This is a genomic window from Curtobacterium sp. PhB146, from assembly GCF_004342995.1.
GTDB lineage: Bacteria > Actinomycetota > Actinomycetes > Actinomycetales > Microbacteriaceae > Curtobacterium.
In genome coordinates, this window is record NZ_SMBN01000001.1 from 200,440 (window position 1) to 221,210 (window position 20,771).

Here is a 20,771-nt window from a genome sequence, read left to right on the forward strand (position 1 = left end):
AGCGAACCCGACCATTCCTGCTCACGAAGTGCCCCCGTGGGGCGTGGGGGCTACTCCGCCGCCGCCGCCTTGCGACGGCGGACGATCAGCACACCCGCACCCGCGGCGAGCAGCAGGAACGCGATGAGTGCGCCGGCACCGAGGCCCTCGGCACCCGTGAACGCGAGCTGCCCGTCAGCGGTGATCGTGATCGGGGTCCAGCCCAGCACCGTGCCGTCCTCCGCGGTCACGACGATGCGGTGCTCGCCAGCCGGAGCATCGGCCGGGATCGTGACGCGCACCGTGCCGTCAGCGCCGACCGTCACGGTGCCGAGCAGCGTCGGCGTCGAGTACAGCCACACGTTCACCCGGTCGCCGGCGTACTGCGTGCCCACCGTGACCGTGATGGTCTCCCCCGCGCGGGCGGACGACGGGGCCGAGACGCTCCCACGGTTCGTGTCGGTCAGGCCGGTCTCCGAGGGAGCGACCGGGGCGATCGGAGCGGTCGGCGACGGGGTCGGCGTCGGTCCACCGGTCCCGGGGGTCGGCGCAGGCGTCGATCCGCCGTCACCCGGAGCGGGGGTGGGCGTGGGGGTCGGAGTCGGCGTCGGCGTCGGGTCCGTGCCCGGGTCGGTGCCGCCGCCCTCGCACGGGTACGTCCCGGTGCGGAGCGAGAACCCGTTCGTGTCGTTGTCGTCGGCGTAGAAGGTCGCACGCTGCCCGTCGGCGCAGACGCCGGAGATCGCGAAGCCCTCGTTGGCGAGCGTCCGGTCCGCGTTCGACGGCGCCTCGAAGACCTTCGCGGCGGTGAAGGCACCGTCGGTCAGCTCGTAGAGCGCGGTGCGTCCGGCGCAGGCGTCGTCGCACACCACCCAGAGCGCGTCGAGGGTCGGGTCGAACTGCACGTCGGCGACGACCGCGAACGGCAACCCGATGGTGGCAACGCGCTGGGACGAACCGTCCGCCATCAGGGCGTAGGCGTAGACGCTCGCGGTGCCCTCGACGCCGACGAAGAAGAGCCCCTCGCCGTGTCCGGCGTACGTCGACGGTGTGTAGGCCGCGCCGGTGTGCTCGTCGGCGAAGCCGTGCTCGGTGAGCCACGAGTCCGGGATCCAGGTGACGCCCTCGAGACCGGCGTTCGCGCCGAGCCCCGGGAAGTCGGCTGCGAGGTTCCACTCGTCGGTGGCGCGCAGCGACGACTCGGATCCGTCGGTGGTGGCGTACCGCAGGACCGACGGACGGCTGGTCTTCGACACGTCGTTGTCCCGCTCGGTCGACACGTACACGGCGCCCGGGTCGTCGCTCGTGACGGTGACGCCCTCGGCGTCCGGGGTCCCCGTGCCGTCGGCGTACCGCAGGTCCGTGCCCGCGGCGTTCGACGGCGCCCAGCCACCCTGCCCGTCCGAGGTCAGGTGGTAGAGCAGGCCGTCGCCGTTCTGCACGGCCCAGAGCTGGCCGTCCTCGGACGTGCTGGACGCGGTCCAGTCGATGCCGCTCAGGTCACCGGTGAAGGTGTCCTCGTCGTCGAGCACGGTCTCGTCCGGGCCGCCGGGCCAGGGCTCGGCGGTGACGACTCCGGCGAACCGGTTCGCGGTGCCCTTCGTCGACTCGGCGGTCTCGGCGAAGTCGCCGGTGCCGTCCGGGTTGCGGCCGTACGTGGCGGCAGCGTGGGCCGTCCACGAGTACGAGTCGACCAGCGCACCCCGCGGATCGAAGACCCGGGCGGAGTCGGCCTTGCCGAGCCCGAAGCCGAAGTCCGCCTCGTCGAGGACGGTGAAGCCCCCGGCCGCGATCGTCGTGCCGGCAGGGATCGTGTACGCGTGGTCGTCCTCGCTGTCCTTGAGGACGTACCCGCCCAGGTCGACCGTGGTGCTGCCGACGCTCGTCAGCTCCACCCAGTCGCCGGGGGTGCCGTCCTGCGACTCGACCTCGTTGATGCGCACGGGCGAGGAGCAGTCGTTGGCGGCCCCCTTCGTCGACGCGGTGGTGTCGACCAGCGCACCGGTCCCGTCGGCGCACCGGCCGTACGTGACGACCGCGTGGCTCGTCCACGAGTACCGGAGCACCAGGTCGCCGGCGGGGTCGTACACCCGCGCGGTGTCGGCGCCGCCGAGTCCGAAGTCGAACCCGGGCGCGGTCGCCGAGAGCTGGTCGATGACGAAGTACCCGCCGGGGGCGATCGTCGAGCCGGCGGGCAGGACGTAGGCGTCGTGGGTGCTGTCGTCGTCGAGGAACGCGTACCCGGTCAGGTCGATCGACGCCGACGACGTGTTCGCGAGCTCGACCCAGTCGGTGTCGTCGCCGTTCGACTCGACCTCGTTGACGACGAGGCCGTTCGGGGCGGCGGCGCCGACGCTCGGGTCGTCGTCACCGACGGCGGCGAGTGCCGGGCTGGCCGTGACGACACCGGCGCCGAGGGCCAGCGCGGTGACGATGGCAGCACCGAGCTGCACGGAGCGGGGGCGCAGGGCAGGAGTGCGCATGCAGGTCCTTCTCGGGAGGGGAGGGGAGACCTGCACGACTGTTCAGCACCCGGGCATCCGACCGGTGGCCGCCCGGTGAACGACAGGTGTCGCGCGGCGCCCGAGCGCCGGGATCCCTCGGTGACGCGACCCCGCAGTGCCCGGGATCCCTCAGCCCTGCGCGACTCCGGAGAAGTCGGGCGACCCGTCGGGCAGCGCCGGCAGTGGCGTGCCGTCGACGTACCGCGGCCACGCCAGGGCACGCGACGACGTCGGACGCGGCTCGTACCGGTACCGGTCCGCGCTGACCGGGCCGGCGGCCGTGGCAGCCGTGACAGCCGTGACAGCCGTGGCAGCCGTCGGGGCATCGGGCACCGGAGTGGCGGCCCACGTCGCGATCGGTGTCGCGGGCGCCGTCGGGGGTGCTGCCGGCGGCGCTTCCGGCGTCGGCCACGCTCCGACCGCCCCCGCCGGGACGGCGCCCCGCGGGCGGAAGAGCGCGTTGCTGAGCGGGACGACGACCGTTCCGAGCAGGTCGAGGATGACCACCACCCAGACGAGTCGCCAGTAGCCGCGGGCGTAGTCCACGTCGGGTGCGAGCAGCGGGATCGACAGCAGCAGTGCGAGCAGGGCGATGACCCCGACGGTGGCCTTCGCGACGACCTGGAGCGCCGGTGTCGGGTACCGGCGGTGGATGACGAGCAGCAGGTGCACGTGCAGGAGCGCCACGCGGGCGACGCCGACGAGCCAGATCCAGTGCCAGAACCGCTCGCCGACGAGCCAGAGGCCGTCCTCGCCGGAGGAGTCCGTCGGGGCGAGCCACACCTTGTACAGCCCCGCGACGAGCAGGTACATCGACGTGGCGATGCTGACGAACGCGAACGTGCCCGATCGGCGTGACGAGACGTCGGCGTCGTACCAGGACAGCAGGGCGAAGACGACCACCACGACGATCGTCAGGAGCAGCTGCACCGCGACCCGTCCGAAGTCGCCGACCAGCACCGCCACGATGCCGACGAGCCCGGCTGCGACGACCGCGCCGATGATCGTCCGGAACACGAGTGGCCGGACCTTCGCCCAGCGTCGGTCGATCGTGCCCGCGGCGCCGTTGTCCGTCATGTGTCCCCCGTCGTTCGCCGCCCACCTGGCGGATCCGTCGGTTCGCAGCGTAGCGGGCGGTGCGAGCCGCCCCTGACCGCCGTCAGCGGCGGATGAGCAGCCCGCTCGCCCGCGGGGACAACGCGGCGTCGAGCACCAGGCACGCTGCTCCCACCGCGGCGACGTCGGCACCGCGGTCGCTCTCGACCACGTCGACCGCGTGCTTCGGCACGAGCAACGGCGACCCGACGATCGCCGCGCGGGCGGCCGGCAGTGCGGCACTCGCGATGCGGGACCAGAACGGTCCGCCGAACACGACCCGGTCGATGTCGAGCAGGTTCACGATGACGACGGCGGCGTCGCCCATGACGGTGCCGGCCTCGGCGGCGAGCGTGATCGCGGCCTTGTCGCCGGCAGCGATGGCCTCGGCGAGTTCGTCCCAGGCACGGTTCACCGCGTCGACCGACCCGTCGGACGGCACGGGCGAGACCGCACCGGCAGCGTCGCCGCCGCCGGACAACGCCACCCCCCGCTCCCGCGCGATCCGCACGAGCCGGTCCGGCGCCACGGCCGCACCCACCTCTCCCCGGGTGCCGGACCCGTCCGGGGTGCCGGCGAGTGATCGCTGGTCGACCATGATGTGCCCGGCGTCCCCGGCGTTCGACCCGACCCCGCGCACGGGTTCGTGGTCGACGACGAGCCCGACGCCGAACCCGGTGCCGAAGTACACGAACGCGAAGTTGCGCGCCGACGACTCCCCCGCCAGGAACATCTCGCCGACCGCGGCGGCCGTGACGTCCTTCTCGAGCAGGACGGGGTAGCCCGTGGCCTCGGCGAGCGCGTCGCGCAGGGGCACGTCACGCCACCGGGGCAGGAACGGCGGGTCAACGACGATGCCGGCGTCGACGTCGATGGGGCCGGGGCTGGCGATCCCGACGCCGAGCACCCCGTCGACGTCCACGCCGGCGTCAGCGATCAGACCGTCGACGGCGGAGCCGATGGTGCGGACGACCTCGGACGGGTCGTCGGCGGTCGGCGTCGAGGTGGTGGACGAGGCGACGACGGTGCCGGCCAGGTCGAGGAGCACGTAGGTGACGACGGCCGGGTCGACGTGCACGCCGACCGCGTAGCGGCTGCCGGGTTCGAGCCGCAGGATGGTGCGCGGCTTGCCCCGACCGGCGACGACGGTGCCGGACTCGACGATCATGCCGGCCTCGATCAGGAACCGGGTGACGTTCGACACCGTCTGCGCGCTGAGGCCCGTTCGCGAGGCGAGTTCGACGCGGCTCAGGCCGTCCGGCGAGCGTCGGACGGCATCGAGCACGACCGTGCGGTTGAACCCGCCGATCGACGGGAGGTTCGCTCCACGCCGATGTTCTGCCATTCCGCGACCATACCGCGGCAACGGTGCGGTCTCGGTCTGCCGTCCGCGCTGGCCCCCACACGGGTCGCACCGTTACCCTGGCCGCATGGCCGACCTGCGTCTCGAAGAACTCTCCGCGAAGACCGCTGCCGCGGCGAACTCCCTGACGCTCAAGCCGGGTCAGGAACAGTTCGTGCAGCCGACCACCTACGGGGTCGCCGAGTCCGACGTCAAGCCGAGCTCCGCGTGGACCCGGGTGGTCCTGGACGGCGACGAGGTCCTGGGCCTCATCATCGGTTCGTTCGACGCGGACAACGCGCAGGAAGAGCTGCGCAGCGCCATCTGGCGGGTCAACGTCGCCGGCACGGCGCAGGGTCGCGGCGTCGGCCGCTTCGCCGTGCACGGCCTGGCGGACGAGGCCCGCAGCCGTGGGCAGGAACGCCTGACGGTCGTGTACGAGCCCGGTGGCGACGACAGCCCCGAGGCGTTCTTCCGTGCAGTCGGCTTCGAGGTCGTCCGCGAGACCCAGTACGGCGACCACTTCGCGGTCCTGACGCTCTAGTACGTCTCCGACGACGTACTCACCGACGACGTGCCCGAGGACGACGCCCCCGCGCCGGAGCAGGACTTCGGGGCGGCGGTGGCCGAGGTGGTCCGGATGATCCCGCCGGGTCACGTCATGACGTACGGCGACGTCGCCGCGGCGCTCGGCTCACGCGCGTCGCGTGCGGTCGGCAAGGTGATGGCGCACGAGGGCGCCGACCTGCCCTGGTGGCGCGTGGTGCGCGCGGGTGGGCACCCGCCGCTGCACCACGAGGCCCGTGCGCTCCAGCACTACCGCGCGGAGGGCACGCCGCTCGTGCAGGGGACGGCGGCCTGGAAGCTCGACATGCGTCGTGCCCGCTGGTCGCCGTCCACGGATGCGGACGACCCGTTCTGACGCCCGGCCCACGCACGTCGGCCGTCCGTCCGCCGGCGGTCAGCGGTCGAAGCGCTCGCCCTTCGGGCTGGTCGGGATCAGGCACAGCACGTACACGACGAGCGAGCCGATGCCGGGCACGACGTGCAGGAACTGCCAGAAGCCGGACAGGCCGGCGTCGTGCAGCCGTCGGGCGCCGAGGGCGAGCGACCCGATCAGGGTCGCGAGGCCCCAGAGGACGAACAGGTAGGACCCAACGGGGTTCTCGAACAGCGCGGTGTCCGGCGTGAACGCCTGCGGGACGAGCTGCAGCACGAGTCCGATCGCGAGCGACGTGATCCACCACCACCAGAACTCGGCACGCGAGGCCCGTCCGGTGAACACGGTGTACTTCCGCCAGAACCGCCGGACGGCCTCGGTGAAGGGTGCGCCGTAGAAGGGGTCGCGCAGGGCGACGCCGCCGGGCTGCACGCTGTCGTTGCTCATGGAGCAAGCCAACCACGTGGTGCAGCCCGGCTGCGTCCTACACGAGCGAGTCGCGCCAGGCCGCGTGCAGCTGGGCGAACCGCCCGGTACCCGAGATGAGGTCGGCGGGGGTGCCGTCCTCGACGATCTTCCCGTGTTCCATCACGAGCACGCGGTGGGCGATCGCGACCGTGGACAGGCGGTGCGCGATGATCACCGCGGTGCGGTCGGCGAGCAGGGTCTCCAGCCCTTCCTGCACCAGCCGCTCCGAGGGGATGTCGAGCGACGCCGTGGCCTCGTCGAGGATGAGCACCTTCGGGTCCGCGATGAACGCCCGCGCGAACGAGAGCAGCTGCCGCTGTCCCGCCGAGACACGACCACCGCGCTTGTTCACGTCGGTGTCGTACCCGTCGGGGAGCGCCATGATGAACTCGTGCGCGCCGACCGCCTTGGCGGACCCCTCGATCTCGGCGCGGGAGGCCCCCGGCTTGCCGAGCGCGATGTTGTCCGCGACCGTGCCGGAGAACAAGTAGGCCTCTTGCGTGACCATGACGATCGCGCGGCGCATGTCCTTCGTGTCGAGGTCGCGCAGGTCCACGCCGTCGAGCCGCACGGAACCGTGCGACGGGTCGTAGAAGCGCGCCATGAGCTTGGCGAGCGTCGACTTGCCCGCGCCGGTGGATCCGACGAGCGCGATGGTCTGCCCGGACGGGATGTGCAGGTCGAACTCCGGCAGGACGACCTTGCCCGCGTTGTACGCGAACACGACCTCGTCGAAGTCCATCTTGCCCGTGGCGTCGGCCAGCTTGGTCGGCTTCACGGGGTCCGGCACGCTCGGCCGCTCCTCGAGGACGCCGGAGATCTTCTCCATCGCCGCCGAGGCCGACTGGTACCCGTTGTAGAACATCGCGAGCTCCTGCGCCGGGTCGAAGAAGCGCTTGGCGTACAGCGCGACCGCGAGCAGCGCACCGACCTCGAGCGTCCCGCCGACGATCCGGAAGCCGCCGACGACGACGACCGCGGCGAGCGTGGCGTTGCCGATGAGCACGAGCACCGGGTCGAACGTCCCGAACAGGTTGAACACCTTCGTGTTCGCCAGCCGGTAGTCCTCGACGAAGCCGCCGTACTCGTCCTTGTTGCGCGACTCCTTGCGGAACGCCTGCACGGCACGGATCCCCGTCATCGTCTCGACGAAGTGCACGATCACGCGCGCCGAGGTGACGCGGGTGGCGCGGAACAGCGTCTGCGAGTTCTTCTGGAACCAGCGGATCAGGAACCAGAGCGGCACGAGCGACACCGCGAGCACGAGCCCGGACGTCGGGTCGAGCAGCACCAGGGCCACGGCGGTGAACACCATGTACAGCACGCCCTGGATGAGCTGGTTCAGGCCGGAGTCGAGCAACTCACGGATCGAGTCGAGGTCACTCGTCTGGCGGGAGATGATCCGGCCGGACGTGTAGGTCTCGTGGAACTCGAGCGACAGCCGCTGCGTGTGCAGGAACACCCGCTTGCGCAGGTCGAACAGGATCGCCTGGCTGATCCGTGCGGCGAGCACGGTGTACCAGGCGGTGAGCACCGCGCCGAGGACGGCCACGACGATGTACGTCGCGACGACGCCGAACGCCGGCACCCAGTCGTTCTGGTCCATCACGGCGGGCAGGGCGTTGTCGATGCCCCACGCGATGAGCGCCGGGCCCGCGACGGTGCCCGCCGTGGAGACCACGACGACGATCCCGAGCAGCACCAGGCGGAGCTTCAGCGGGGCCGCGAGGGAACCGAGCAGGGCGAGGGAGCGACGCCGCAGGCGCTTGCTCTCCGCCTTGGTGAAGTCCTCGCGCTCCTCGCCGCGCACGCCCAGGGTGGTGATCGAGGCGGTGACGGGCGCGGCAGACTGCGCGTCCGCAGCGTCGTCGGTGACCGGTGCCGTGCCTCCCGGCAGGTTCTGGTCCGTCTGCTGGCTCATGCCATCGCCTCCTGTCGTGCGGTCGCGTCGTCGTCGTCGAGCGACGAGATGACGTAGCGGTAGTGCTCGTTGGTGGCCATCAGGTCGTGGTGGGTCCCGACGGCGGTGACGACGCCGTTCTCCATCAGGGCGACCCGGTCGGCCAGCGTCACCGTCGACGGACGGTGCGCCACGATGAGCGACGTGGTGTCGGCGAGCACGCGCCGCAGGCCCGCCTCGACCCGTGCCTCGGTGTCGACGTCGAGCGCCGACAGCGGGTCGTCGAGCACGAGCACCGACGGCCGCGCGGCGATCGCGCGAGCGAGCGCCAGGCGCTGGCGCTGTCCACCGGACAGCGACAGCCCCTCTTCGCCCACCCGGGTGTCCACGCCGTCGGGCAGGTCGTCCACGAAGGACGCCTGCGCGATGTCGAGTGCCTCGCGCATGAGCGCCTCGGCCTCGGCACCCTGCACGTCCGGTCGACCGAGCAGCACGTTCTCACGCACGGTCGACGAGAACAGGGTGGCGTCCTCGAAGGCGACGCCGACGTGCCGGCGCAGTTCTTCGCGGGTGAGGTCGCGGATGTCGACCCCGTCGATCGTCACCGATCCGCCGGTCACGTCGTACAGACGCGGCACGAGCGAGAGCAGCGTCGTCTTGCCGCAGCCCGTGAGCCCGACGAGCGCCATGGTCTCGCCCGGCTGCAGCTGCAGCTCGACGCCGTTGATCAGGTCCGGGTACTGCGGCGCGGAGTCCTGGTACCGGAAGTGCACGCCGTTGAACGACAGTGCACCGTGCGGCTCCGCGATCGTCTTCGGGTCCTGCGGGTCCGTGATCGTGTTCTCGGAGTCCATGACCTCGAAGAAGCGGTCGACCGCCGTGCGGGTGTCGAACGTCATCGAGAGCAGGAAGCCGATCGACTCGATCGGGAACCGCAGCACCGTCGCCGTCGCGAAGAACGCGAACAGCTGACCGACGGTCATCTCGCCCTGCGACGCAAGCCAGATGCCGGCGAGCAGGCACAGCGCGAACGCGACGTCCGGCACGAGCAGCAGCCACAGCCAGATGCTCGCGATGGCCTTCGCCTTCTTGATCTCCGTGCCGCGCAGGGCTTCGGCCTGCTCGCTGAACTCCTCGAGCTTCGACCCGCCGCGGCCGAACGCCTTGAGCACGCGGATGCCGTGCACCGACTGCTCGACACTCGTCGCGAGGTCACCGACCTGGTCCTGGCTGCGGCGCGCGACGACGGAGTACCGACGCTCGAACAGCAGCCCGTTGATCCACAGCGGGATCGACGCGATCAGGAAGATCAGCCCGAGCAGCCACCCGAAGGTGAACAGCACGACGAAGCCGACGACGATCGTCACGACGTTCACGACGAGCAGAACGACACCGAAGGCCAGCCAGCGGCGGATCAACGACAGGTCCGACACGGAACGGGACAGCAGCTGCCCCGACTCCCACCGGTCGTGGAACGCGACGGGCAGGTCCTGCAGCTTCGCGTACAGCGAGTTCCGCATGCTGGCCTCGATCCGCGTCGAGGGGCGCATCACCATCCGGCGGCGCGAGGCGATGAAGAACGCCTCGAGCACACCGAGGGCGAGCACGCCGAGGCCGGCGGGCCAGATCTGTGCGCCGTCCTTCGATGACAGCGGGCCGTCGACGAGCCACTGCAGGACGTAGGGGATTGCGAGCGCCACCAAGGAGGCTCCCATCGCTGCGGCCATGCCGCCGATGAGGCGCCCCTGGTAGGGCTTCACGTAGGGGTAGATCCGCGCGATCGCGCGGAAGGTGGACGGGCGCGCCGTGGTGGGCGACTTGGACATGCGTTGCGTCCTCATGCGTCTGCCGGGTCCCCGGGTCGCGCTGCGCCCTGGCCGCCTGCTGCTTGCTTGCTGCTGGCGTGCGGTGCGTGCGCGGCCTCGACCTGGAGGCTCGGTGTGGCGTTGCGTGGTGATCGTCGGCCGGGCGCGTGGTCGCGCCTCCGCCGTCACTCGCGTGACGTCGGTCGGGCCGGAGGGCACCGGGAGACACTCGTCCCCCGGGTTCAGGCGGGTGGTTCGCGGACGCTGGTCGTGCGGCGCCGCGAGGCCGTGGGAACGGCCTGGCTAGACGGCGGCCGCGACGCGCGGTCGCGGTGCGATCAGGGATCGCCGTGCGGGAGTGGTCCCCACGACGGACACGAGACCTGCACGGGCGGCCGTCGCCACGGTTCCGGTCATGTTGTCCATCGTCACTCCAGTCGTCGTCTTCGTCACCGTTGTGTCCGCGGTGCCACCGGTCCCGAGGGACCGTCGGCTGCCTGTCGCGGAGCCTTACAGACTATTCACAGTGACTCTCAGCGCGCAATAGGGTGCCGCGATTTGTTCACTTCAGTGGAGGAAGTGGTGCTCGCCTCAGTGCTCGCCTCAGTGGAAGAAGTGGCGCTCGCCCGTGAAGTACATCGTGACGCCCGCGGCCGTCGCCGCGGCGATGACCTCGTCGTCGCGGACGCTGCCACCGGGCTGGGCCACCGCGCGCACACCGGCGTCGAGCAGCACCTGCAGGCCGTCGGCGAACGGGAAGAACGCATCGGACGCCGCGACGCTGCCGGTCGCGCGGTCACCGGCACGGTTGACCGCGAGGTGGCACGAGTCCACCCGGTTGACCTGGCCCATGCCGACCCCGACGCTCGCGCCCTGGTTCGCCAGCAGGATGGCGTTCGACTTGACCGAACGGCTCGCCTTCCACGCGAAGGCCAGGTCGGCGAGGGTCTGGTCGTCGGCGGGCGCGCCGGCGACCAGGGTCCACGTGGACTGGTCGAACGCCGTGAAGCGGTCGGCGTCCTGCACCAGGAAGCCGCCGGAGATCTGCTTGACCTCGCGCGGCGCCAGGGCGAAGTCGGCCGGCAGCGTGAGCAGGCGGATGTTCTTCTTGCGCGACAGGATCTCGAGCGCCTCGGGGTCGAAGCCCGGGGCGACGACGACCTCGGTGAAGATGTCCTTCACGGTCTCGGCCATCGCCACGGTGACCGGACGGTTCGCGGCGATGACCCCGCCGAACGCCGACAGCGGGTCGCAGGCGTGCGCGGCGGCGTGGGCCGAGGCGATCGGGTCGGCGGCGTCCGCCGGGGCGATCGCGATGCCGCACGGGTTGGCGTGCTTGATGATGGCGACCGCGGGGGTGTCGAAGTCGAACGCCGCACGGACGGCCGCGTCGGCGTCGACGTAGTTGTTGTACGACATCTCCTTGCCGTGCAGCTGCGTCGCCTGCGCGATGCCGGCGCCGTCGGTGCTCGTGTACAACGCGGCTGCCTGGTGCGCGTTCTCGCCGTAGCGGAGCGTGGCCGACAGGTCGGCGGTGAAGCCGAGGTGCTCGTCGAACGCGCCGGGCGTCTGGATGTCGCCGCTGGTCGTCGGCGCCGCAGCGGCCGCGACGACGTCGCTGGCGAAGTAGGACGCCACCGCGGTGTCGTACGCCGCGGTGTGCGCGAAGGCCTGGGCCGCCAGACGCTTGCGGAGCTCGAGCGAGGTGCCGCCGGCGCGGATGGCCTCGACGACCTCGGCGTAGGACGACGGTGAGACGACGATCGCGACGTTCGGGTGGTTCTTCGCCGACGCACGGACCATCGCGGGGCCGCCGATGTCGACGTTCTCGACCACGGTCGCGGTGTCGGCACCAGAGGCCACCGTCTCGACGAACGGGTACAGGTTCACGACGACGAGCTCGAACGCCGCGATCCCGAGGTCGGCGAGCTGCTGCTCGTGCGACTCGAGGCGCAGGTCGGCGAGCAGACCGGCGTGCACCGACGGGTGCAGCGTCTTGACCCGGCCGTCGAGCGACTCCGGGAACCCGGTGACGCTCGCGACGTCGGTGACGGCGTACCCGGCGTCACGGATCGTCTGGGCGGTGGACCCCGTCGACACGATCTCGACACCCGACTCGGCGAGGGCACCGGCGAGCTCGAGCAGGCCGGACTTGTCGCTCACCGAGATGAGTGCGCGGCGGACCGGCACCACGTCACGGTCGCGGTAGAGGCTGGGGTCGGCTGCGTGCACGCTCATGCGCTCGGGGTGCCCTTCAGGTCGGTGGTGCCGTTGGCGATGTCGAGGATGGTCTGGATGAGCAGGCGGCGCTCGACCGGCTTGATGCGGTCGTGCAGCGTCGACTCGGAGTCGCCCGGGAGCACGGGGACGCGCTCCTGGGCCAGGATCGGGCCGGTGTCCACGCCGTCGTCGACCGCGATGACGCTCGCGCCGGTCTCGGTGACGCCGGCTGCCAGGGCGTCCCGCACGCCGTGGGCGCCGGGGAACTCGGGCAGGTACGCCGGGTGGGTGTTGATGATGCCCGGGGCGAACTCGGACACCACGGCCGGGGGCAGCAGGCGCATCAGGCCGGAGAGCACGAGCAGGTCGGGCGACCACGGGCGGATCTGCTCGGCGAGCTCGTCGCCCCAGGCCGCGCGCGAGTCGAAGCGGGAGAACGGCACCGTGAAGGTGGGGATCGAGAACTCCTCACCCAGACCGAGACCCTCGGCATCGCGGTCGGCACCGATGGCGACGACACGGGCGGGGTACTCGGCGTCGAAGGTCGCTTCGAGCAGGGCTCGGAGGTTCGACCCGGTACCGGAGATCAGGACGACCAGTTCGAGCACGGCACCAACCCTACCGGGACCCGCGCGACGTGACGTCGGCGCTAGCGATCGTCCTTCGGGCGGCGCCACCAAGGCAGCTCCTCGTCGGGGATCTGGTCGGTGACGTCCCAGTTCGTCGGACGGGCCGCCTGGGTGGGAACGGCTGCGGGGGCCTCGGGTGCGGCCGGTTCGTCGTCGACGTCGTCCCGTCCGGCGACGAACTCCTCGGTGCTCCACGGGAACGCCGGCTGCGCGTCGGTGTGGTCGGGCGTGGACGTCGACGTGGCGGGCCGTTCCGGAGCGGGCGCAGGGCGCTGCTGCTCCGCTACGGCGTCGGCACCGGTCACGCGGTCGCGGAGTCCACCGGCTCGCTCGCGGAGTCCACCGGCACGCTCCCGCACACCGTCGGCGGCACCGTGCAGTCGATCGCGGAGGGCACCCATCGCGGCGCGTCCCGACGAACGGGGTTCGCTCGGGCTCTCGTCGGCCAGGCGCTCCGAGGCGACAGCGTCGGTCTTCGCCCAGGCCGGCAGTTCCACGTCGTGGTCCGGATCGCGCGGGGGCGTCCGAGGCGTTGCGACGGGCGCCGGCGCGACCGGCTCGTCGGCGATCGGTTCCGTCGGGCTGTCCACGGCGGTGCGGGGGCGGGCAGCGGTCGACCCGTCGTGGGACTCCTCGACCACGAACCGGTGCACGTCGGTGGTCCGTCCCGCGCCGGCCTGGTCGAGCGCGGCGAGCAGCGATCCCGTCCCGGCCTCGGCTCCGGTCCGGTCTGCGTCGTCGTCGTCCGTCTCGGTCCAGCGCTCCCGTGTCCAGCCCCGGTCCGGCAGGCGGACGAGGTCGCTGCCCGCGGCGAGGGCGATGACCGCCGGCAGGCCGATCTCGAGCGCGGCGAACCCACCCACCACCAGGGCGTGCGGGCCGACGTCGGCCAGTCGTCCGGGGCCGAACGATCCGGACGACACCCAGGCGATCAGCCCGGTCAGGACACCCGCGACGATGCCCGTCGCGACACCAGCGAGCGCTCGGTGGAGTGCGGAGTCGGCGTTCCCCAGCGCACGGACGAGTCGCGGGCGCATCGAGCCGCCGATCGCGAAGCCGGCGATCACCGGTACCAGGATCCAGACCAGGCCGAAGGTGTGGCCCGAGGTCGGCAGTGCGCCGAACACCGGCAGTCCGGGGATCGGTCCGAGGGTCGTGGCGATCGGGGACACGCTCGAACCGGTGCCGATGGCGAACCCGGGGCCGATCAGCCACGACGTCGCCCACCCGACGAAGTCCGGCAGGAACGCGAGCTGCCCGACGGTGAGGGCGATGCCGCCGATCACACCGGCGTGGGACTGCTCGTACAGGGTGATGACCTCGGCGAACGAGGTGAAGAGCAGGAACGCGACGACGACCCCGGCGAACGCGACGACGACTCCGGTGGCGGCGGTCCCGGCACGGAGACCGAACCCGGCGATCGCACGCCAGAGCACGGGCACGCGGTCGAGCAGGTCGAGCACACGCTGGGTGGCGGGGTCCGCCGGCAGGTCGCGCCGTCGTCGGCAGACCTCCGAGCTGATGAGCGCCGGGATCCCGAACCACAGTGCGGGCAGGACCACGGCCTGCCAGATCGTCGGCTGCGTGGCAGCGGAGGTCGACGACAGCGCGACGCCCAGGCCGAGCGCCGCGACGACCGCCGTCCCGACCAGCAGGCCGGTGGTGCGGTGCTCGGTCTCCGCGAAGCGTCGACCCGCACGGGCGCCGAGCCAGGCGGTCACGACCGCGAAGCCGAGCGCCGCGAGCGTCACGTGGATGGGATCGGCGGCACCGCTGACCCCGGAGCTCTTCGCCAGCGCGGACCCGAGCAGGAACGAGACGTCGACGCCGTGGCCGACGAGCCAGACGCTGCCGGTGGCCTTCCAGAACACGTCCCAGTCGATCTGCAGGCCGTACTCGAAGCCCCACAGCAGGGTGAGCGGCACCAGTGCGATCCCGATGCCGACGCCGACCGTCACGACCGCCTCGATCGCGGCGAGCAGAGCGGTTCCCAGGCGGTTCATCGCAGCGAGGATACGTGGAGGCGTGCCCTGCGCTGGTCAGCCGCGCTGGCCACCCACGCAAAACACCGGTGCTCGTCGACCGAACACGCGCAGGACGCGGTTCGACGGACGAACACCGGTGTTTGCGGAACGGACGAACCGCTAGCGGGCGGCGACGACCTCACGCAGCAGCGCAGCGGTCTCGGACGGCGTCTTGCCGACCTTCACGCCTGCGGCCTCGAGCGCCTGCTTCTTCGCCTCGGCGGTGCCGGCGGAACCGGACACGATCGCTCCGGCGTGGCCCATCGTCTTGCCCTCGGGGGCAGTGAAGCCCGCGACGTACCCGACGACCGGCTTCGTGACGTGCGCCTTGATGAACTCGGCTGCGCGCTCCTCGGCGTCGCCACCGATCTCACCGATCATCACGATGGCCTCGGTCTCGGGGTCGGCCTCGAACGCGGCGAGCGCGTCGATGTGCGTCGTCCCGATGACCGGGTCGCCGCCGATGCCGATGGCGGTCGAGAAGCCCAGGTCCCGCAGCTCGTACATCATCTGGTAGGTCAGGGTGCCCGACTTCGAGACGAGGCCGATCGGGCCCTTGCCGGTGATCGTCGCCGGGGTGATGCCGACGAGCGACTCCCCCGGGGTGATGATGCCGGGGCAGTTCGGGCCGATGATGCGGGTCGTCCCACCGAGCGCCTTGGCGTGCGCCCAGAACTCGGCGGCGTCCTGCACCGGGATGCCCTCGGTGATGACGACGACGAGCGGGATCGCGGCATCGATGGCCTCGAGCACGGCGTCCTTGGCGAAGGCCGGCGGCACGAAGACGATGGAGACGTCGGCACCGGTGGTGTCGATGGCCTCGCGCACGGTGCCGAAGACGGGCAGCGACACGTCCCCGTGGGTGACGGTGGTGCCGGCCTTGCGGGCGTTGACGCCACCGACGACCTGGGTGCCGGCCTTGAGCATGAGGGCGGTGTGCTTGGTGCCCTCGCCGCCGGTGATGCCCTGGACGATGACCTTGGAGTCCTTGTTGAGGAAGATCGACATGGTCAGTCCCTTCAGGCCGCGGCAGCGGCGAGTTCGGCGGCCTGCTCGGCCGCGTCGTCCATGGTCGCGGCGACGGTGACGAGCGGGTGCGCTGCCTCCGCCAGGATCCGACGACCCTCTTCCACGTTGTTGCCGTCCAGGCGCACGACGAGCGGCTTGGTGGCCGCGTCACCGAGGATCCCGAGGGCGGCGACGATGCCGTTCGCGACGGCGTCGCAGGCGGTGATGCCGCCGAAGACGTTCACGAAGACGCTCTTCACCTGCGGGTCGCCGAGGATGACGTCGAGGCCGTTGGCCATGACCTCGGCCGAGGCGCCGCCGCCGATGTCGAGGAAGTTCGCGGGCTTCACGCCGCCGTGGCGCTCACCGGCGTAGGCGACGACGTCGAGCGTCGACATGACGAGGCCCGCACCGTTGCCGATGACGCCGACCTGACCGTCGAGCTTGACGTAGTTCAGGCCGTGGGCCTTCGCCTTGGCCTCGAGCGGGTCCTCGCTGGCGGAGTCCTCGAGGTCCTTGTGCGCGGGGTGGCGGAAGTCGGCGTTCTCGTCGAGCGAGACCTTGCCGTCGAGCGCCAGGATCTGGCCGTCGCCGGTGCGGACGAGGGGGTTCACCTCGACGAGCGTGGCGTCCTCGCCCTTGTAGACGTCGTAGAGCTTCGAGAAGACGTCGGCCACCTGGTCGACGAGCTCCGCCGGGAAGCCGGCCTGCTCGGCGATCGCGCGACCGGCGGCCGCGTCGATCCCGGTGAGCGGGTCGACCTCGACGCGGGCGAGCGCCTCGGGCTTCTCGACTGCGAGCTGCTCGATCTCCATGCCGCCCTCGACGCTGGTGAGCGAGAGGTAGGAGCGGTTGGCCCGGTCGAGCAGCACGGAGAAGTAGAACTCCTCGGCGATGTCGGCGCCCTGGGCGATCATGACGCGCTGCACGGTGTGGCCCTTGATGTCGAGCCCGAGGATGACCTGGGCGTGCTCGAACGCTTCGTCGGGGGTCTTCGCCACCTTGACGCCGCCGGCCTTGCCGCGCCCGCCGACCTTCACCTGGGCCTTGACGACCACGACGCCACCGATCTTCTCGGCCGCCGCTCTCGCCTCTTCCGGGGTGTCGGCGATGATCCCCTGGAGGACGGGGACGCCGTAGGACTCGAAGAGGTCCCTGGCCTGATACTCGAAAAGATCCACGCTGTTCTTCTTCCCGCACGGTTCGTGCGATCGGCATCGGTTTCCCGGTCGCGCACTCCACATCGAGGGTCGCTCGATGTCGAGACAACGGCCGTCACGCAGCCTAGCGCGGCGACATGGACGTCGAGACAACGGGCGGCGCGGGACGCAGGGGAAGGCGCGGTCGCTCGACCACCCGTCGGCGACCGCGCTCCACTCCCCCGAGCACCGGCAGTGTGCACGGCCACCGTGACGGGGAGGTGTCCCGCAGGTGAACTCGCGCACCCTGGACGCCGCTCTCACCGACCCGGCGTACACCGGAAAGCCCGAACCACCGGCAGGCCCGAACCACCGGATGGCCCGAACGAAGGAGCGCGCATGACCGCGGAACAGAACCAGCAGGCACAGGAACGACTCGGCGAGATCCTGGAGGCGCGGGCCTTCGACCGCTTCCCCGAGGTGTGGGCCGAGGACGTCGTGGACCACGACCCCGCGCCCAGCCAGCAGCCCGGCCTCGCGGGGATCGTCGACTTCTGGACCGAGTTCACCACCGCGTTCCCGGACCTCACGCTCGAACCCGACCCGCTCGTCGTCACGGACGACTACATCACCGCGGTGTTCACGATCCGCGGCACCCACACCGGTCCGTTCCAGGGCCACGCGGCGACGGGTCGCACCTTCGAGGTCCGCGGCATCCAGGTCTCGAAGTTCCGTGACGGCAAGATCGCCGAACGCTGGGGTGCCACCGACGAGAAGGGTCTGGCGGAGCAGCTCGCGCTCGGCTCCGGCGACGTCCACTTCGTCAGCGCCTGAACACCATCGGACACCCGGCACCACCCACACCCAGGAGGACACCATGAGCGATCCCGGTATCAGCCCCGTCGACGACTTCGAGGCCCAGCAGCGCCGCGACGACGACATCGACCGCGAGCACGTCGGCCCGTACGAGGTGGACGAGTCCGAGGAGTCCCTCGAGACCGTGACGAACGACGCGGTCGCCGGCGAGACCGTCGAGCCGCAGCCCGGTGACGGTACCGACGACGGCCCGACCGGCGGCTCCCCACGCGAGGGCTCCCCCGACCTGTGGGAGCACGACGCCGACGAGGACCGGCCGGACCTGGGGGGCGACCTCGGCACCAAGCCGCTCTGACTGGCACCGCATGACCAGCGGCCCCCAGGGATCCGCGGAACACGGCCCGTAGCATCGGGCCGTGTTCCGTCGTGTCCGAGCCAGCGTCCGCAGCATGCCGTCGGCCGCCCGCCTGGTGGCGATCGCGGCGATGCTGCTCGTCGCAGCCTCCGCACACCTCGCCGCGCAGTCCGAGCCGGCAGGTCGATGGGTCCCGCTCCTCGCGGTCGCGGTGGTCGGAGCCGTCGTCACCGGAGCACCGAGCCGCCTCTGGCCGCTCCCCGCGATCTGGCTCGTGGCCACCCTGCTCGCCCTGACGGGCGACGTCCGGGTCGACGGCACGTACCTGGTGGCCGCCCTCGTGACCGGCGCGGTCGCGCTCGTCGCGGCGATCGCCGCTGATCTCGTCCCCGTCCTGCGGGCGCGACGCCGACGGGGTGGACCGTGACCACCCCACGGCCTGGAGGCCCGGTGCCGGGCCCGCCACGTCCCTCCAGTCACGGCCGTCACCCCGCTGGCGCGGTGCGCCGGAACCGGCTGGTGGGGCCCACCTCCCGTCCGTCGTCCGGTCGCGTCCACGACCGCAGCCTGCGTCGGTTCCTCGCCGACAGCACGCCCGTGGCCGCGGGCGGCCGCGCCATCCTGCTGCAGATCGCCGACCCGGTCGTCGCGGCGGGGGTCCGTCGGCACTCGGACTTCGCCCGTCGACCGCAGCAGCGGCTGGCCCACACCCTGATGTTCGTGTACGCCGTCGTCTCCGGCACGGAGCAGGACGCCGCGATCGCCGCGGGTTTCGTGAACCGGGCCCACGCCCCCGTGACCGGCGCGGACGACGTCGACCGGCAGCTGTGGGTGGCCGCGACCCTGTTCGACTCGGCTCGTCGGGCGCACGAGCTGTTCGGCGCTCCCGTCACGGCGGAACGCGCCGAAGCCGTGCTCGCCGCGTACGCCCCGATCGCGACGACGCTGCGGGTGCCCGCCGAGCGCTGGCCGACCTCGGTCGCGGCCTTCGACGAGTACTGGGCCGACGCCCTCGACCGGCTCGAGGTCACCGACGACGCCCGCGGGGTGGTACGTGACCTGCTCCACCCGCGGTTCGCGCCGCTCTGGGTGCGTGCCGCGATGCCGCTCGTCCGGATCGTCACGGTCGGGATGCTGCCGGAGCGGCTGCGGACCGCGTACGGGTTCGCGTGGGGGCCGCGCGAGCAACGGCGGTTCCAGCGGACGGTCGTCGCGGTCAGCGGCGTGCGGTCGGTCCTGCCCGGGGCCCTGCTGCGGCTGCCGGGTCCGCTGCTGCTGCGGGCGATGCGCCGGACGGCCGGGCGACACGCCACGGTACGGTAGCGGGCATGTCGGTCGACCACTTCGCCATCACGGTCCCGCGCTCCTGGTTCGAGCTGCCCGTCGAGCCGGAGCGCCGCGACGACCGGATCAGCGCCCTGGTGCAGGAGCGCATCGAGGACCAGCGCGAGCTCTGGGACCACCGGACCGAGATCGTCCGGGCCCTCCGTCGGTTCGCGCGGTCGGCGTGGGACAGCGGTGCGCGGTACTGCGCGGCCTTCGCCGAGCCGAGCGAGGACGGCATCGTCTCCGGCGCCCTGACCGTCACGGTCCTGCCGGCGCCCGAGGCCGGGGGCGACCCGCTCGCCGCCCTGACCGACCACGTCGCCGCGCTCGGCGGTGACGACGACGGCATGCACGTCGACGTGCACGAGGTCCCGCGCGTCGGTCGGGTGCCGCGCGTCTGGGGCGTCTCGACCGTGCAGGCGCCGGACGGCCGCGGCTCGTTCGACGTCGTGCTGATGCAGACGTTCGTGCCGGCCGGTGACCAGGTCGCGCTGGTGAGCGTGTCCTCGCCCGCGACCGACCTGGCCGAGCCGCTGTACGAACTGTTCGAGACCGTGACCGACACCTTCGAGCTCATCGACTCGGCCACCGTCGGCGGCGGGGTCGACTGATGCGGATCTGGCCGTTCCGGAAGCGTCGGAAGCCCGTCGGGCCCGTCGTCGAGCGGGTCACCGTCGACGACCTCGCGCGGATGGCGCAGCGCGGCGAACTCGCCCGCGCGGTCGTCACGCCGCCGCCGGCTCCCCGCGCCAGCGCCGACCGGGTGCGGGCGACCGTCGCGCAGCTGCCCGGGCGTCCCCTGGGCTCCGCCGGTGGCACGGCTCGCCGTGACGCGGCTCCGGCCCGGCAGACCGCGGCGGCCGTCCTGGTGCTCGACGACCACCAGCGGGTGACCGTGTCCGGTGGCGGGCTGATCGGCCGTGACCCGGCGAGCGCCCACCCGGACGGCGGCTACGCGCACATGATCGCGCTCGAGGACCCGGACAAGCTGCTCAGCCGCACGCACCTGGAGTTCGGCTTCGGTGCCGAGGGGTCGCTCTGGGTGCTCGACACGGCGTCGGCGAACGGGGTCGAGCTGCAGCGGCCGGGGTTCCCGGCGACGATGGTGCCGCCGGCGCAGCGCACCGTGGTGCAGCCGGGCGACGTGGTCGTGTTCGGCGGCCACACGCTGCGCGCCGAGCCGCAGACCGCGCTGGTCGGCGAAGCCCCACTCGGCTGACG

Annotated in this window: 19 protein-coding genes; 8 read left to right on the plus strand and 11 right to left on the minus strand. The window is 72.0% G+C overall.

Annotated features, from left to right (window positions below):
* Positions 1-50 precede the first annotated feature (50 nt).
* The 3 genes from EDF33_RS00960 to EDF33_RS00970 all read right to left on the minus strand — a co-directional run bounded on the left by EDF33_RS00960 (position 51) and on the right by EDF33_RS00970 (position 4,923).
* The gene (locus EDF33_RS00960; protein ID WP_132099100.1) at positions 51-2,462 is read right to left on the minus strand and encodes a lamin tail domain-containing protein; all 2,412 of its coding nucleotides are present in this window, start codon (positions 2,460-2,462) and stop codon (positions 51-53) included.
* Between the two features lie 150 nt (positions 2,463-2,612).
* Entirely contained in the window at positions 2,613-3,560 is a 948-nt protein-coding gene (locus tag EDF33_RS00965) for a hypothetical protein (protein ID WP_132099101.1), read from the minus strand.
* Between the two features lie 82 nt (positions 3,561-3,642).
* Positions 3,643-4,923 (minus strand): ROK family transcriptional regulator, encoded by a 1,281-nt coding sequence (locus EDF33_RS00970; protein WP_132099102.1) that lies wholly within the window; start codon positions 4,921-4,923, stop codon positions 3,643-3,645.
* Between the two features lie 85 nt (positions 4,924-5,008).
* On the opposite strand from EDF33_RS00970, the gene EDF33_RS00975 reads away from it, so the two are divergent.
* Together EDF33_RS00975 and EDF33_RS00980 are read left to right on the plus strand one after the other, a co-directional pair.
* Positions 5,009-5,464, plus strand: a complete 456-nt coding sequence (locus EDF33_RS00975; RefSeq protein WP_111085338.1) for a GNAT family N-acetyltransferase — start codon at positions 5,009-5,011, stop codon at positions 5,462-5,464.
* A 30-nt stretch (positions 5,465-5,494) separates the two neighbouring features.
* Positions 5,495-5,842: an MGMT family protein gene (locus EDF33_RS00980; protein ID WP_243692321.1), complete on the plus strand. Its 348-nt coding sequence runs from the start codon at positions 5,495-5,497 to the stop codon at positions 5,840-5,842.
* Between the two features lie 39 nt (positions 5,843-5,881).
* On the opposite strand, the gene EDF33_RS00985 is transcribed toward EDF33_RS00980, so the two are convergent.
* The 8 genes from EDF33_RS00985 to sucC all read right to left on the minus strand — a co-directional run bounded on the left by EDF33_RS00985 (position 5,882) and on the right by sucC (position 17,095).
* Entirely contained in the window at positions 5,882-6,307 is a 426-nt protein-coding gene (locus EDF33_RS00985; protein WP_123293233.1) for a DUF805 domain-containing protein, read from the minus strand.
* Between the two features lie 37 nt (positions 6,308-6,344).
* Positions 6,345-8,249 (minus strand): ABC transporter ATP-binding protein, encoded by a 1,905-nt coding sequence (locus tag EDF33_RS00990; RefSeq protein ID WP_243692322.1) that lies wholly within the window; start codon positions 8,247-8,249, stop codon positions 6,345-6,347.
* Positions 8,246-10,054: an ABC transporter ATP-binding protein gene (locus EDF33_RS00995; protein WP_111085340.1), complete on the minus strand. Its 1,809-nt coding sequence runs from the start codon at positions 10,052-10,054 to the stop codon at positions 8,246-8,248. Before EDF33_RS00995 ends, EDF33_RS00990 begins: the two co-directional genes overlap by 4 nt.
* Before the next feature lie 582 nt (positions 10,055-10,636).
* Positions 10,637-12,271: a bifunctional phosphoribosylaminoimidazolecarboxamide formyltransferase/IMP cyclohydrolase gene (gene purH / locus EDF33_RS01000; RefSeq protein WP_132099103.1), complete on the minus strand. Its 1,635-nt coding sequence runs from the start codon at positions 12,269-12,271 to the stop codon at positions 10,637-10,639.
* Positions 12,268-12,861, minus strand: coding sequence for a phosphoribosylglycinamide formyltransferase (gene purN / locus EDF33_RS01005; protein ID WP_123936914.1), 594 nt, complete (start codon positions 12,859-12,861; stop codon positions 12,268-12,270). Before purN ends, purH begins: the two co-directional genes overlap by 4 nt.
* Positions 12,862-12,902: 41 nt before the next feature.
* Positions 12,903-14,885 (minus strand): DUF6350 family protein, encoded by a 1,983-nt coding sequence (locus tag EDF33_RS01010; RefSeq protein WP_132099104.1) that lies wholly within the window; start codon positions 14,883-14,885, stop codon positions 12,903-12,905.
* A 141-nt stretch (positions 14,886-15,026) separates the two neighbouring features.
* A complete protein-coding gene (sucD, locus tag EDF33_RS01015) occupies positions 15,027-15,914 on the minus strand; it encodes a succinate--CoA ligase subunit alpha (RefSeq protein ID WP_123340958.1) in 888 nt (295 codons plus the stop codon).
* 11 nt (positions 15,915-15,925) lie between these two features.
* Complete coding sequence (gene sucC, locus EDF33_RS01020; RefSeq protein WP_132099105.1) at positions 15,926-17,095, minus strand: ADP-forming succinate--CoA ligase subunit beta; 1,170 nt, start codon at positions 17,093-17,095, stop codon at positions 15,926-15,928.
* 357 nt (positions 17,096-17,452) lie between these two features.
* On the opposite strand from sucC, the gene EDF33_RS01025 reads away from it, so the two are divergent.
* The 6 genes from EDF33_RS01025 (at position 17,453) to EDF33_RS01050 (ending at position 20,769) form a co-directional block, all read left to right on the plus strand.
* Positions 17,453-17,887, plus strand: coding sequence for an ester cyclase (locus EDF33_RS01025; RefSeq protein ID WP_132099106.1), 435 nt, complete (start codon positions 17,453-17,455; stop codon positions 17,885-17,887).
* Between the two features lie 43 nt (positions 17,888-17,930).
* On the plus strand, positions 17,931-18,224 hold the full coding sequence (locus tag EDF33_RS01030) for a hypothetical protein (RefSeq protein ID WP_123340961.1): 294 nt from the start codon (positions 17,931-17,933) through the stop codon (positions 18,222-18,224).
* Between the two features lie 61 nt (positions 18,225-18,285).
* The gene (locus EDF33_RS01035) at positions 18,286-18,651 is read left to right on the plus strand and encodes a hypothetical protein (protein ID WP_132099107.1); all 366 of its coding nucleotides are present in this window, start codon (positions 18,286-18,288) and stop codon (positions 18,649-18,651) included.
* A gap of 92 nt (positions 18,652-18,743) precedes the next feature.
* Positions 18,744-19,547 (plus strand): oxygenase MpaB family protein, encoded by an 804-nt coding sequence (locus tag EDF33_RS01040; RefSeq protein WP_165918687.1) that lies wholly within the window; start codon positions 18,744-18,746, stop codon positions 19,545-19,547.
* Between the two features lie 5 nt (positions 19,548-19,552).
* A complete protein-coding gene (locus tag EDF33_RS01045; RefSeq protein ID WP_111085350.1) occupies positions 19,553-20,161 on the plus strand; it encodes a hypothetical protein in 609 nt (202 codons plus the stop codon).
* Entirely contained in the window at positions 20,161-20,769 is a 609-nt protein-coding gene (locus EDF33_RS01050; protein ID WP_132099109.1) for an FHA domain-containing protein, read from the plus strand. Before EDF33_RS01045 ends, EDF33_RS01050 begins: the two co-directional genes overlap by 1 nt.
* Positions 20,770-20,771: the final 2 nt, after the last annotated feature.